We start from the raw sequence: 13,845 nt of genomic DNA, 5'->3' as shown, positions 1-13,845 counted from the left end.
ACTTTGCTTTCAAACTCATCACATAAGTCTGGTGTTATATCGTGCATATATCCTCCGTGAGTAAGGCACTACCTATAAAACAAGGTAAACCTCTATGCTTTTATATGTAATTGAACTTAATCCTTTGTTTTCATCATATTATGCTCAATTCAATAATGAATAAAAATTTGATTAAGCATATTTATCTACTAGACTATCGGAACAGCTTGGCTTCCTTGGTTCATTATCATGTCTTAAACAAGTCAGATATGAGAACAATCACGAATAACCATTCTGGTTTGCTATTAAATAATCAACCATAATATCGGTTAAGTTGTAGCCATACTATTAAAGTTTGTTGCGATTCGGCAATTGATGTAAATCAACAAAGTGAATGGAATTAACATTCTCACGTTGTTAGCATGCTGTTAACATTATAGAATCCTCTACAATCACTAAGAGAATGATTAAAAGGCGTACTGGATCTACGTTATTGGGCAATACTTCAAGGAAGGCAGATAACTGGAAGTAAGTGTTTTTTTGAAAACTTTAAGTTATCATCAAAATTACATTACCTGTATGTTATGTTTTTGCCTAGAATTTATTCTATTAGCACAGTTTCGTCACAAATTTAGGTACCGCCAAATGCAAACCCCGCAGATTCTGATCGTTGAAGATGAGCAAGTAACTCGTAACACTCTAAAGAGTATTTTTGAAGCAGAGGGATATGCTGTTTTTGAGGCTAGCGACGGTGAAGAGATGCACCAAGTGCTATCTGACAACCAAGTTAACCTTGTAATTATGGACATCAACCTTCCAGGTAAGAATGGCTTACTACTTGCGCGTGAACTACGTGAGCAAGCAAATGTAGCACTTATGTTCTTAACGGGTCGTGATAACGAAGTTGATAAAATTCTTGGCCTAGAGATAGGGGCAGATGATTACATCACTAAGCCTTTCAACCCTCGTGAACTGACTATTCGTGCACGTAATCTTCTTAACCGTTCAATGAGCACTAGCTCTATTCAAGAAGAAAAGCGTAGCGTTGAAAAGTACGAGTTCAACGGTTGGGTACTAGATATCAATAGCCGTTCTCTAGTTAGTCCAGATGGCGAAGGCTACAAGTTACCTCGTTCAGAGTTCCGTGCTCTACTTCACTTCTGTGAGAACCCAGGTAAGATCCAAACACGAGCAGACCTTCTTAAGAAGATGACTGGCCGTGAGCTTAAGCCACACGATCGTACTGTAGACGTGACAATTCGTCGTATTCGTAAGCACTTTGAATCCATTTCTGGTACGCCAGAAATCATCGCAACGATTCACGGTGAAGGCTACCGCTTTTGTGGTGACCTAGAAGACTAATTTGATTACGCTTCTGCCCGTTTAGTCCTTCTAACCGGTTAGCACTTCTAACATCAGAAGCACAATCAATCGTTATTAAAAAGGGAGATGCCAACGCATTCTCCCTTTTTTATTGATCATGAATCCGAAAGGTCTAGTAGACCGTATCAACCTTCACATCTTTCTCCACTAACCACTTTACGATTTCGCCATCTCTAAGTTGTACTGCAACATCAACAGCTTTCTCACTTTCGATATCTAGCTGCCATACAAAAGCGACTTCCCACTGAGTTTCACTTTGAATTCTCAAATCAAGATCGTCGGCAGTTACCAGTAAGGTATCCGCCCCCTGCTTAACTGTAACACTCTCGACAGCAAGCGTTGCTGGTAATTGAGAGGTTGACTCTAGATAAATAACACCATGCAAAGTCTCATCTTGATTCTCTCCAATCATCGGCATTTTATTTAGCCAAAGGTTGCTTTTCATTGTGACTATCGCGGTTGAGACTTCAACCTGAGTACCTTTTTGCCATTCTACTTGTGGCGTAGAACAACCCGATAATGCCAACACACATGCGGAAAATGCTAATTTTTTCATTATTCTTCTACCTTTGGTTTAACCAACTTTTTAGGACTTCAATGTCATTCTGATATTCATTATTAATTTCATCCACCCAATCTGAAATATTCTCCCACCACGCAGGCAGATCGGGAGATTGCGCTTTCTGAGCGACTTGCTGTATGCGTTTCAAGCCGATTGAACCTGCCGCACCTTTAATCTTATGCGCTTCAGAAACGATGCTGGCTTGATCTTTCGCGACCATGTTGGAGTTCAATATTTCCATATACTCCGGCATCATATCTTCAAACATCGCTATGCTATCTAAAACCGGTTTCGGCCCAACAATATCAACGTAAGACTCTAGCATATCAATATCAAGCAAAGCGGTGTCAACCAATGAAATAGTAGGCGTATCCTCTGCTACTTTCTCGATAACCTCGGGAACACCTTCGATCAATTTGCTGATCACATCTTGAATAGCGCGAACAGACAGTGGTTTACTGATCGCTTCATCCATGCCTTTTTGTAGGTATTCTTGCTTGTTATTTAAAACATTCGCGGTTAATGCGACCAAAGGAGGTAACTGACTGTATTTCTCTCGGTAATACTGGGCGATATCAAAGCCTGTCATGTCAGGTAATTGAATATCTAACAACACCAGATCGTAGTCTTGTGGGTTGAATACGATTTGAGCCTCTTTACCTGTCATCACCACTGTCACTTCGTGACCTAGGCTTTCAAGTAGAGAGCGAGCCACCGTGATATTAAGTTCAATATCTTCGACCATGAAAATCTTAAGATGCGATTGCTTTCTTGGTGCTTTAATGAGTGCTTGAGTGTCGTGATTGACAGGAACTCGAATCGAAACGGTAAAGGTACTGCCAAAGCCTTCTTCACTGGTTACTTCGATGTGACCATCCATCATGTTGATCAGCTGCTGAGATACCGCGAGGCCAATACCTGTACCCACCGCATGCAGATTATCCGTTCCAGATTTCACCTGATAATACATCGCGAAGATCTTCTCGATTTCACTTTCAGGTATACCAATGCCGGTGTCTTCCACTTCCATAGTAATGTTAGCAAAGTCGCCATCAATATCGGCGCTAACTGTCATTACCACACCACCATCTTTGGTGAATTTCATCGCGTTGCTGACGAGATTCCACAGCACTTGTCTCAGGCGAGTACCATCCACTTCAACCGCAGCAGGAAGGTCGGATAATCTTTCTAAATCAAACCTCAACCCTTTTTGCTCCGCCATCAATGCAGAAATACTTTCGATCTCGACAACAAAGTCTTCAAAGTTGATCGGCGTTGGGAATAACTCAAGCTTACGACGATCGAATTTGTCCATATCAATAATGTCGTTAAAAATATTACCCAGAGTCACCGCACTCACCTTGATGGTTTGCATGTGCTTGCGCTGCTCGGTAGTCAGCTGGCTATCTAATAGCATGCGGCTCAAGCCAATAATACCGTTGAGCGGCGTTCTTAACTCGTGACTAATGGTTGAAATGAACGTGGTCTTGTCCCGACTGGCTTTCTCTAGCGACTTTTGATGCTCTCTACGTTCAGTAATATCACGTCCATAGCCCACTAAGCCCAAGTGACGCCCATCTTTGCTGTAAAAAGGCACCTTACGCAGCTCGAAATAGCTTTTTCGCCCATCAGGGTATTCTAGCCATTGGTCATAGGTCAGGGCCTGATTATCAGCAAACACTTTCTTATCAGTTTCAACAACTTGTTGAGCGATCTCTTTGCTGTATACATCCCAAGGTGTCAAACCAACCAGATCTTTTTCTGTTTTTCCAGTGAGTTCTTCAACCGCGCGGTTACAACCTGAAAACACACCATCTTCATTACGATAGTAGATAAGGTCGGGTGAAGCGTCGATAAACGAGCGTAGGAGTGCGGTACGTTCTGCTAATTCAAGCTGAGTTCGTTCACGCTGAAACACCTCATTTTCTAAATCCTGCATCGCTTCAGCACGTGCTTCTTCCGCTTTTTCTCGCTCTTCAATTTCTTGATTAAGCTTCTCGATATTAAGTTGTAACTGGCTATTTAGCTCTTGGTCTCGCTCACGCATATCGCCAAGCTTAGAAACCAGCTTCGCCAATCTTTGACGAGACTCTTCCAGTTGATCAACAACCACTGAAAGAAAATAAACCGCCCATGGTGTAATGACTAAACCGAAGAAAGCAGAACGAATAATGTCGATATCATCAACATTACCTTTGAGTGCGAGGGTTATGCCGACCTGCACAACTACGGCGAGGGCAACAAGCGCTAAGGCAAGCAAGATAGAAAAGCGGACAATTCCCAATTTTACGAGTAGATCCACGTAATATTGAGCAAGATTTTTCATGGGTTTCATTTAGCGCTCCATGCGATAAGACTAGCAGTATTCTACCTTGTTTGAAGGTAGGAGGTAAGCTAGCTACATCACATGCAGCAAGAGATCCAACGCAATATCATGGTTAATGAATCAATATAAATATTAACTAAGCCCAAATGCACCTGTTAACAAAATCACAGAGTTTATAGGGTTAATGAGTTGAAGAAGGGTGCACAATCGAACGATTTCGACCCTCAGACTTAGCTTGGTAAAGCGCACTATCTGCTAAGGCAACCGCCGACTCCATTTCGTCACCGGGCATCGGTATATAAGAGATGATACCGATGCTGACAGTGATGAATTCAGAGACTGTCGACTTCTCATGATCCAATTCCAATTTAAGGACTTTATCATGGATACGCTGTGCCACCAGCTGAGCACCTTCGGTTGTCGTGTTTGGCAGAATAAAGCCGAACTCTTCACCACCATAACGAGCCACGCAATCAGAAGAGCGATTGAGTACCTGCTTAAATGCCTGAGAAACTTTAATCAACGCATTATCACCTTGTTGATGTCCGTAAAAATCGTTATACCCCTTAAAAAAGTCGATATCACACAGCATAATGGTCAATGGCAACTTTTCTCGAGCATGGTAATACCACAATGCCGACAGCTGCTCATCAAAACGGCGTCGGTTCGAAACCGAAGTTAAGCTATCCATGAAACTGAGACGTTCTAGCTCAAGGTTGGCTTCTTCAAGTTTTTGCTCTGCTAGATAGCGCTCGGTAATATCACGCGCCATAATCAACACACCATTTGTACTCGATGCCGGATCCTTAAACGGTGATTTCACCACATCATACCAAGTGCACTCACCATCACTAGAAACAACCTTATCGATATAGCGTAATGATTTGCCTTGATGAAGCACTTGGTGATCAGTATTAGAAAGGCGCATATAAATATTGTTTGGCACTACATCTTGCAAGCGCTTACCAACTAAGTCACTCACTTCAGAGATACCAAGAGCTGTAACAAACGGCTTGTTACACGCTTGGTAAACCATATTTTCGTTAAAGATACCGATAGAGTCAGGGCTTGCTTCTAAGATATTTTGTAAAATGGTGTCACGTTGAGCAAGCGCAACCTCAGTGTCTTTTCGCTTTTCCATTTCGCCACGCAGTTTTTGCTGCATATCATGCCAATCGGTCACATCATGACTGATGGAAAGCGTACCAATCGCTTCCCCATCTTGAGAAAGTAAAACGCTTTGATAGGTTTCCAGCAAACAGCCCTTTCCATCTTGGTCTGTGGTCCATGATCGCTCACTCACTCGGCCTTTTAGTGCATCATTGGAAACACTCAAAGTGCCCTCTTCAGGGCGACCATACCAAAATTTTTTAAACGAACGATTACTAGCGACCAACTCACCCTTCTGATTTTTCACATAGATCAACTCAGATAAAGAGTCCAAAGCAGTGCGTGCGACATTAAGCTCACGAACCTCTTGGGATAGTTCTTCATTGGTATTGTTATAAGGCGAGGCATGAATCATCCAAGCCCTTTTGCCTCTAAAAAGGATCCTGCGACCAACCAAGTTGATCTTAAAATGCTCAAATTCAGAAAGTGTCCAAATTGAGAGTTGTTCAAATGATTGAGAGTTTATGTGATTGGCTAGGTGATGACGGAAGCTGTTTTCACTTTCTACGGTAGGGAAACGAAAGTTAACGCCAAGCTGGCGGATGCCAAGCAACTGCATGGCTTGGCGATTGGCATATAAAATCTCACCACTTCGAACATCAACAAAATAGAGGGGGGATGGAGTCGCAACTAGAAGTTTTTCTATATGTAACTGATAACGTGAATAAAGGTGCCAGCAGATGAGAACAGTCAGCAATGCGATAACGATATAGATGCCGTAGCCATATGCTCTATCCCACAACCAAGTCATAACCAGTTCCATTTACTCTCAATCTATACCATCAATTCTGTGAGGGAAATGTTACCACTAATTATAGGGATTATCTGCTGTTACCTACTTTCTGTTCAAATCTATCAATTCCCGCTGTTTAATACCGGTAATCTGTATTCAAATACAGCGCCCGTCTCAATGCCTTGGGCACCCGTCTTGTCTAACGAACGGCCAATTTCAGTCATCGCTAGCCATCGGTTTTCACACCATAAAGGAGAAAGCAAAGTTGGACGTCGTGCGGCAGAAGAAACTCGATGATAGACCACATGAGCAGGTGTACGTTGGATAATTGTGCAGGCGATATCAATGTACTCCTCCAAGGTTGGCGCCTCGAGTTTTCCAGCTTTCCATGCCTTAGCCATGGTACTGCCCTCGACAATATGCAGGCCATGCAGTTTGATGCCATCGGTGCCCACCGCCAATACCTTATCCAAGGTTTCAAGATTATCCGCTTTGGTCTCTTTCGGTAGACCAACAATCAGATGAGTACACACCTTAATCCCTAAAACACGCGCACGTTGGGTGATCGTTTCATACGCCGCAAAATCATGCCCACGGTTAATACGCTTCAGTGTTTTATCGTTTGCGGTTTGTAAGCCTAGCTCAAGCCATATTTCATAGCCTTGCTCCACATAACCCGCCAGTAGTTCCAACACCGAATCGGGAACACAATCAGGTCTTGTTCCTACACACAAACCAACAATATCAGCACCTGGCGTCCTAAGCGCTTCTTCGTACATATTCTTGAGTACTTGCACCTCAGCATAAGTACTGGTGTAAGCCTGAAAATAGGCAAGGTACTTCTTAGCTCGGGCAATTTCACCCGCACGAGCTTTTAGCTGATCAGCAATACTTTGAATTTGAGTTTGTTCGTCGGCAAATGAAGCGACATTACAGAAAGTACACCCACCACGGCCGATTGTGCCGTCGCGGTTTGGGCAGCTAAAGCCACCGTGCAGTGTCAGTTTGTGAACCTTTTCGCCATAACGGCGCTGAAGGTCTTGGCCGATAGTGTTAACCAACTCGTGTAATTGCATATTTTGAAAGTGCTCAAGTAAATAAGAATGAATATCAGTCTATTTCTGAAAAAAAATTACATCCCTGCAAAATTCAACCAATTAGTTTACTCAAGGCCTTTTGCGAGCAACCTATCAAATATCAATAAACATGCAAAAATTCGGCTCTATTTGCCTAATGTTGCACATTTGTTAGACATTAAATTCAAAATAAAACGAAAAAAATGGTCTACATGGGTCAACTTTCATTGCAATTCGCCTAGACAAAATTGTAGGATACTTACACATATTGGCTATTTTTGTGTATTTACTTACAACGGAAACTTGTTAATAAGTCGGTGATATCCATATCCCACCTATATAAACCACTAGTTTGTGGCTAAAAACAAACGGATATCACTAAGGATTGTTTTTCTCGCAATACTTTTCCTGCGAGATACGGAAAGGATTCAAACCGCCAGCATAGGTAGGTTTAGACCCATAAATATAAAAGGACAAGGCTGACTTTATACAAATAAGTTGCGCCTAGATTTAACTGGAAGGATGTATCTATGGTAGATCAAGAGCAGAACTCACAGGGTCTGTATACTCCTGAACTGGAGCATGACGCTTGTGGTATCGGTTTTGTTGCGCATCTAAAGAATCGCAAATCTCATGATGTAGTAACTCAAGCACTCGATATGCTTGCACGTATGGAACACCGTGGCGGCCAAGGCTGTGATCCGTGTTCTGGTGATGGTGCAGGTATCCTGCTACAGAAGCCACACGAATTCTTACTAGAAGAAGCCGTAAAACTTGGAATTAAACTGCCATCTTTTGAAAAATATGGCGTTGGTGTTGTACTTTTCCCGAAAGATGAACACAAACGTGCACAGTGTCGTGACATTCTAGAACGCAATGCACAGCGCCTAGAGTTAGAAGTTATCGGTTATCGTGAACTTCCAACGGACAATTCAATGATTGGTGCTGACCCATTAAGCACTGAACCTCAATTTGAACACGTATTTATCTCTGGCGGCCCGGGTACTACACCAGAAGAGCTTGAACGCAAACTGTATGTTCTACGTAACTACACGGTTCGTGTATGCCTAGAAAGCGTGTCAAACATTGGTGATGACTTCTACATCAACTCAATGTCTTACAAAACATTGGTGTACAAAGGTCAGCTAACAACAGAACAAGTTCCTCAGTACTTCCTAGATCTGCAAAACCCAACCATGGTGACAGCTCTAGCACTAGTACACTCTCGCTTCTCTACCAATACATTCCCACGTTGGCGTCTGGCTCAGCCTTTCCGTTATATCGCGCATAATGGCGAAATCAATACGGTTCGCGGCAACCTAAACTGGATGAAAGCACGTGAAGCAATCCTCGAATCGGATCTGTTTACACAAGCTGAAATCGACATGCTACTGCCTATCTGTCAGGAAGGTAGCTCGGATTCGTCAAACTTCGATATGGCGCTTGAGCTACTTGTTCTTTCAGGTCGTACTCTGCCACACGCATTGATGATGATGATCCCGGAAGCATGGCAAGAAAACAAAAACATGGATTCAACTCGTCGTGCGTTCTACCAATACCATGCGAACGTAATGGAACCATGGGATGGCCCTGCATCAGTATGTTTCACCGATGGTGTTCAAGTAGGTGCAACGCTTGACCGTAACGGTCTGCGCCCTTCTCGTTACACAGTGACAAAAGACGACTTCCTAGTCATGGCGTCTGAGTCTGGCGTCGTTGAAATCGCACCAGAAAACGTTGAATACCGCGGTCGTCTACAACCAGGTCGTATTTTTGTTGCTGACCTTGAGCAAGGCCGCATTATTTCTGATGAAGAAGTAAAAGATGGTATCGCGAAAGCGCAACCTTACGAGAAATGGGTTGAAGAGAACCTTCTGAGCTTGAAAAAGCTGCCAGATGCGAGTAACGAATCTAACCAACCTTCTCCAGAGAAACTTCTGCACAAACAACAATCGTTTGGCGTGAGCTCTGAAGAAGTAAACGAAATCATTCTACCGCTTGCGAAAACGGGCTACGAGCCACTTTCTGCAATGGGTGCCGACTGGCCGCTAGCGATTCTTTCTCACCAATCGCAGCACCTTTCAAACTACTTCAAACAATTGTTTGCTCAAGTAACTAACCCACCAATCGACCCGATTCGTGAGCGTATGGTTATGTCTCTGAACACCTACCTAGGTAAAGATCAGAACCTACTTGCTGAAACACCAGAACACTGTCAAAAAGTAGAACTTGAATCGCCAGTTCTATCTAACTCTGAGTTAGAAAAACTGCGTGCAATCGATAACGATCACCTGCAATCAAAGACACTTGATATCGTATTCCAGGCAAACGGTGGTGAAGGGAAATTGGAACGTGCGTTAAAACGCATCTGCCAATATGCTGAAGATGCCGTGATTGATGGTTACTCTATCATCCTACTGACAGACCGTGCGGTTAACTCAAACCACGCCGCTATCCCAGCGATGCTGGCAGTTGGCGCGGTTCACCACCACCTAATCCGCAAAGGTTTACGTGCTAAGTGTGACATCGTGGTTGAAACGGGCGATGCTCGTGAGACACACCACTTTGCAACGCTTATCGGGTACGGTGCCAACGCCGTAAACCCATACCTAGTTATCGAAACGATTATTGATCTGCAACGTACTAAGAAGCTCGATCCAAACGTACACCCACGTGAGTTATTCGCGAACTACCGTAAAGGCGTTAACGGCGGTCTACTGAAGATCTTCTCTAAGATGGGGATCTCTACGCTGCAGTCTTACCACGGTGCACAAATATTTGAAGCACTTGGTATTAGTAAATCAGTCGTTGAAAAGTACTTCACCGGTACTGTGTCTCGTATCCAAGGTCTAACGATCGACGATATCGCACGTGAAGTTCTGGTTCGCCACCGTGTTGGTTACCCAGCTCGTGAAATCCCAGCTCAAATTCTTGATGTTGGCGGTGTTTACCAGTGGAAGCAGCGTGGTGAGAAACACTTATTCAACCCAGAAACGATTTCTCTACTTCAAGAATCAACGCGTAATAAAGATTACGGTCAGTTTAAGAAGTACGCAAAAGCCGTTGATAACCAAGGCGACAACGCAGCCACGCTACGTAGCCAACTGGACTTCATCAAGAACCCTGCTGGCTCTATTCCTCTTGCAGAAGTAGAACCCATCGAGAACATCCTTAAGCGCTTCGCAACAGGCGCAATGAGCTTTGGTTCAATCTCGCATGAGGCTCACTCAACACTGGCAGTGGCAATGAACCGCATTGGCGCTAAATCAAATTCAGGTGAAGGTGGTGAAGATCCCGTACGTTTCGAACGCAAAGAAAATGGCGACTGGGAACGTTCAGCAATCAAACAGGTGGCTTCTGGTCGCTTTGGTGTAACGTCTTACTACCTATCTAACGCTGATGAGCTGCAAATCAAGATGGCTCAAGGAGCTAAACCTGGTGAGGGTGGTCAACTACCTGGTGATAAGGTTGATGACTGGATCGGTGCAACGCGTCACTCGACTCCGGGCGTAGGTCTTATTTCTCCACCGCCACACCACGATATCTACTCAATCGAAGATTTGGCTCAGCTGATCTACGATCTGAAAAACGCGAACCGTAATGGCCGTGTCAACGTGAAGCTAGTATCAGAAGCAGGCGTAGGTACGATTGCATCAGGTGTAGCAAAAGCGAAAGCTGACGTGGTACTTATCGCAGGGTTTGATGGTGGTACGGGTGCGTCTCCGATGTCTTCTATCCGTCACACAGGTCTGCCTTGGGAGCTGGGTCTAGCGGAAACTCACCAAACACTACTGAAAAACGGCCTACGTAACCGTATCGTTGTTCAGTCTGATGGTCAGATGAAAACACCACGTGACCTTGCAGTAGCAACGTTACTTGGCGCTGAAGAATGGGGCGTAGCAACAGCAGCTCTAGTGGTTGAAGGCTGTATCATGATGCGTAAGTGTCACAAGAATACATGTCCTGTTGGTATCGCAACACAAAACAAGACCCTGCGTGAGCGTTTCGACGGCCGCGTAGAAGACGTAGTAACTTTCTTCCAATACATGGCTGAAGGTCTACGTGAAGTCATGGCGGAACTTGGCTTCCGTTCTATCGATGAAATGGTTGGGCAATCTCACAAACTGAAAGTTCGTGATGACATCGGTCACTGGAAGTACAAGAACCTAGACCTAACACCAGTTCTGCATATTGAGCATGCTCGTGAAGAAGATGGTATCTACAACCAGACACAACAAAATCACAACCTAGAGAACGTTCTAGACCGTAAGTTGATTCAAGCTGCGATTCCAGCGCTTGAGAAAGGCGAAGCCGTGAATGCGAGCTTCCCTATCATCAACACAGACCGCTCTACGGGTACCATGCTGTCGAACGAAATCTCGAAGGTTTACAAAGACCAAGGTTTACCACAACCAATGAACGTTAAGTTCCACGGTAGCGCGGGCCAATCTTTCGGTGCATTCCTGGCGAAAGGCGTTAAGTTCGAAGTAGAAGGCGACGCGAACGATTACTGGGGTAAAGGTCTATCTGGCGGTACGTTGGTACTGTACCCAGATGCGAAATCTACGATCGTTGCTGAAGACAACATCGTTGTAGGTAACGTATGTTTCTACGGTGCGACTTCAGGTGAATCTTTCATTCGCGGTATGGCTGGCGAACGTTTCTGTGTTCGTAACTCTGGTGCGAAGGTTGTTGTTGAAGGCGTTGGTGACCACGGTTGTGAATACATGACTGGCGGTGTTGCAATTATCCTCGGCTCAACAGGTCGTAACTTTGCTGCTGGTATGAGTGGCGGTGTGGCTTATGTTTGGGATAAAGCGGGTGACTTCGAAACCAAGCTTAACCCTGAACTGGTAGACCTAGATCCAATTGAACAAGAAGATAAAGATCTTCTACTGGATATGCTAACTAAGCATGTTGAATTCACAGGAAGTGAAGTTGCTCAGTCTTTCCTAGACAACTTTGAAGCAAGTGTTGCATCGCTAGTTAAAGTAATGCCACGCGACTACAAAGCGGTTCTTGAAAAGCGTAAAGCTGAAGCACAACAAGCACAAACGGAAGAAGTGGAGGCAGTATAATGGGTAAGCCTACTGGATTTTTAGAACACGGTCGTGAGCTTCCAAAGAAGCTCGACCCGTCAGTTCGAATTGAAGACAACAAAGAGTTCGTACTCAACGAAGAGTTTGGTAACAAGATCAATACTCAAGCCTCTCGCTGTATGGACTGTGGCGTACCTTTCTGTCACAACGGCTGTCCGATTGGTAACATCATCCCAGAATTCAATGATGCGGTTTACCGTGACAGCTGGGAAGAGGCTTGGAATATCCTAAGCTCTACCAACAACTTCCCTGAGTTTACAGGTCGTGTTTGCCCTGCTCCTTGTGAAAGTGCCTGTGTTCTTGGTATCAACCAAGACCCAATCACTATATGTAATATCGAGAAAACGATTGTAGAAACTGCGTACCGTGAAGGGTACGCAAAACCTAAAACACCACGCTCTCGCACAGGTAAAACTGTCGCAGTTATCGGTTCTGGCCCTGCTGGTTTAGCCGCCGCTGAGCAGCTAAACAGCGCTGGTCACTCGGTGACGGTATTTGAACGTGACGAGAAAGTCGGTGGTCTACTTCGCTTCGGTATCCCAGATTTCAAACTGGGTATGGACGTGATTGATCGTAAGATCAACCTAATGGCTGAAGCCGGCGTTGAATTTAAAGTTAACCAACACATCGGTGTTGATGTTAATGCTCAACAGTTACGCCAGGAGTTTGATGTAGTATTGCTAACGGGTGGTTCTACGGTGCCACGCGACTTACCAATCCCAGGTCGTGAGCTGGAAGGCGTTCACTTTGCCATGGAATTCCTTGGTCAAAACAACCGCCGTGCTAACGACTTAGATCTTAAGACAGAAGAGATTCACGCTAAAGATAAGCACATTGTGGTTATCGGTGGTGGTGATACAGGTTCTGACTGTGTGGGCACATCAAACCGTCATAAGGCAGCAAGCATTACTCAGGTTGAGATCATGCCGATCCCACCAGAGAAGCGCCCTGCAAACATGCCTTGGCCTCAATACCCAATGATCATGAAAACCACCACTTCTCACGAAGAAGGTTGTGAACGTCACTGGAACATCTTAACCAAAGAGTTCATCGGTAACGAACAAGGTCAAGTGACGGGTCTACGTATTGCTGACATCGTTTGGCAAGATGCAAAACCAGGTGAACGTCCAGGTTTTGACGAAGTAGCGAACTCTGAACGTGTTATTCCTTGTGACATGGCATTTCTAGCAATGGGCTTCTTACACCCAGAGCCAACAGGCGTACTTGCTCAACTAGACATTAAACTGGACGAGCGCGGTAACGTCGCTTCTGAAGGTTTTGCGACGAACCAGAAAGGCGTTTTCGCTGCTGGTGATATGCGTACTGGTCAATCTCTGGTTGTACGTTGTATTAATGAAGGTCGTGAATGTGCCATTGCCATTGATGATTTCTTAATGGGTAACTCAAACTTAGAAGCGAAAGCGGATTCACTCATGCTTTCCGCATAATATTTCTCGGGCTAGCGTTGATGACGCTAGCTTAGAGGAAAGGCAACACCCTTCCTAACTTTTATGTTT

General features: G+C 44.5%; 7 protein-coding genes. 3 read left to right on the top strand and 4 right to left on the bottom strand.

Going from position 1 to position 13,845, the window contains the following annotated elements; all coding sequences use genetic code 11:
- Positions 1–624 precede the first annotated feature (624 nt).
- Entirely contained in the window at positions 625–1,341 is a 717-nt protein-coding gene (arcA, locus tag WR49_RS10010) for a two-component system response regulator ArcA (RefSeq protein ID WP_017056076.1), read from the top strand.
- Positions 1,342–1,474: 133 nt separating this feature from the next.
- Here arcA and WR49_RS10005 read toward each other — a convergent pair whose 3' ends face one another.
- The 4 genes from WR49_RS10005 to WR49_RS09990 all read right to left on the bottom strand — a co-directional run bounded on the left by WR49_RS10005 (position 1,475) and on the right by WR49_RS09990 (position 7,229).
- On the bottom strand, positions 1,475–1,918 hold the full coding sequence (locus WR49_RS10005; RefSeq protein ID WP_046223892.1) for a hypothetical protein: 444 nt from the start codon (positions 1,916–1,918) through the stop codon (positions 1,475–1,477).
- 7 nt (positions 1,919–1,925) lie between these two features.
- Positions 1,926–4,259: an aerobic respiration two-component sensor histidine kinase ArcB gene (arcB, locus tag WR49_RS10000; RefSeq protein ID WP_017056074.1), complete on the bottom strand. Its 2,334-nt coding sequence runs from the start codon at positions 4,257–4,259 to the stop codon at positions 1,926–1,928.
- 172 nt (positions 4,260–4,431) lie between these two features.
- On the bottom strand, positions 4,432–6,183 hold the full coding sequence (locus tag WR49_RS09995) for a diguanylate cyclase (protein WP_046223891.1): 1,752 nt from the start codon (positions 6,181–6,183) through the stop codon (positions 4,432–4,434).
- A gap of 92 nt (positions 6,184–6,275) precedes the next feature.
- Positions 6,276–7,229: a TIGR01212 family radical SAM protein gene (locus WR49_RS09990; RefSeq protein ID WP_046223890.1), complete on the bottom strand. Its 954-nt coding sequence runs from the start codon at positions 7,227–7,229 to the stop codon at positions 6,276–6,278.
- 530 nt (positions 7,230–7,759) lie between these two features.
- Between WR49_RS09990 and gltB the strand changes: the two genes are divergently transcribed.
- Entirely contained in the window at positions 7,760–12,307 is a 4,548-nt protein-coding gene (gltB, locus tag WR49_RS09985; RefSeq protein ID WP_046223889.1) for a glutamate synthase large subunit, read from the top strand.
- Positions 12,307–13,776 carry a glutamate synthase subunit beta gene (locus WR49_RS09980; RefSeq protein ID WP_017056070.1) on the top strand — a complete coding sequence of 490 codons (1,470 nt, stop codon included), beginning with the start codon at positions 12,307–12,309 and terminating at the stop codon, positions 13,774–13,776. Before gltB ends, WR49_RS09980 begins: the two co-directional genes overlap by 1 nt.
- Positions 13,777–13,845 lie beyond the last annotated feature (69 nt).

Origin of the sequence: Vibrio sp. ECSMB14106, assembly GCF_000972265.1 — a bacterium.
GTDB lineage: Bacteria > Pseudomonadota > Gammaproteobacteria > Enterobacterales > Vibrionaceae > Vibrio > Vibrio kanaloae.
This window is presented reverse-complemented; position numbering and strand designations above follow the sequence as displayed.

What these genes read in the sequence shown, in the direction of transcription:
- WR49_RS10005 (WP_046223892.1), bottom strand. Translation starts at nt 1,918, where the DNA reads ATGAAAAAATTAGCATTTTCCGCATGTGTGTTGGCATTATCGGGTTGT.
- WR49_RS09980 (WP_017056070.1), top strand. Translation starts at nt 12,307, where the DNA reads ATGGGTAAGCCTACTGGATTTTTAGAACACGGTCGTGAGCTTCCAAAG.
- WR49_RS09995 (WP_046223891.1), bottom strand. Translation starts at nt 6,183, where the DNA reads ATGGAACTGGTTATGACTTGGTTGTGGGATAGAGCATATGGCTACGGC.
- arcA (WP_017056076.1), top strand. Translation starts at nt 625, where the DNA reads ATGCAAACCCCGCAGATTCTGATCGTTGAAGATGAGCAAGTAACTCGT.
- WR49_RS09990 (WP_046223890.1), bottom strand. Translation starts at nt 7,229, where the DNA reads ATGCAATTACACGAGTTGGTTAACACTATCGGCCAAGACCTTCAGCGC.
- arcB (WP_017056074.1), bottom strand. Translation starts at nt 4,259, where the DNA reads ATGAAACCCATGAAAAATCTTGCTCAATATTACGTGGATCTACTCGTA.
- gltB (WP_046223889.1), top strand. Translation starts at nt 7,760, where the DNA reads ATGGTAGATCAAGAGCAGAACTCACAGGGTCTGTATACTCCTGAACTG.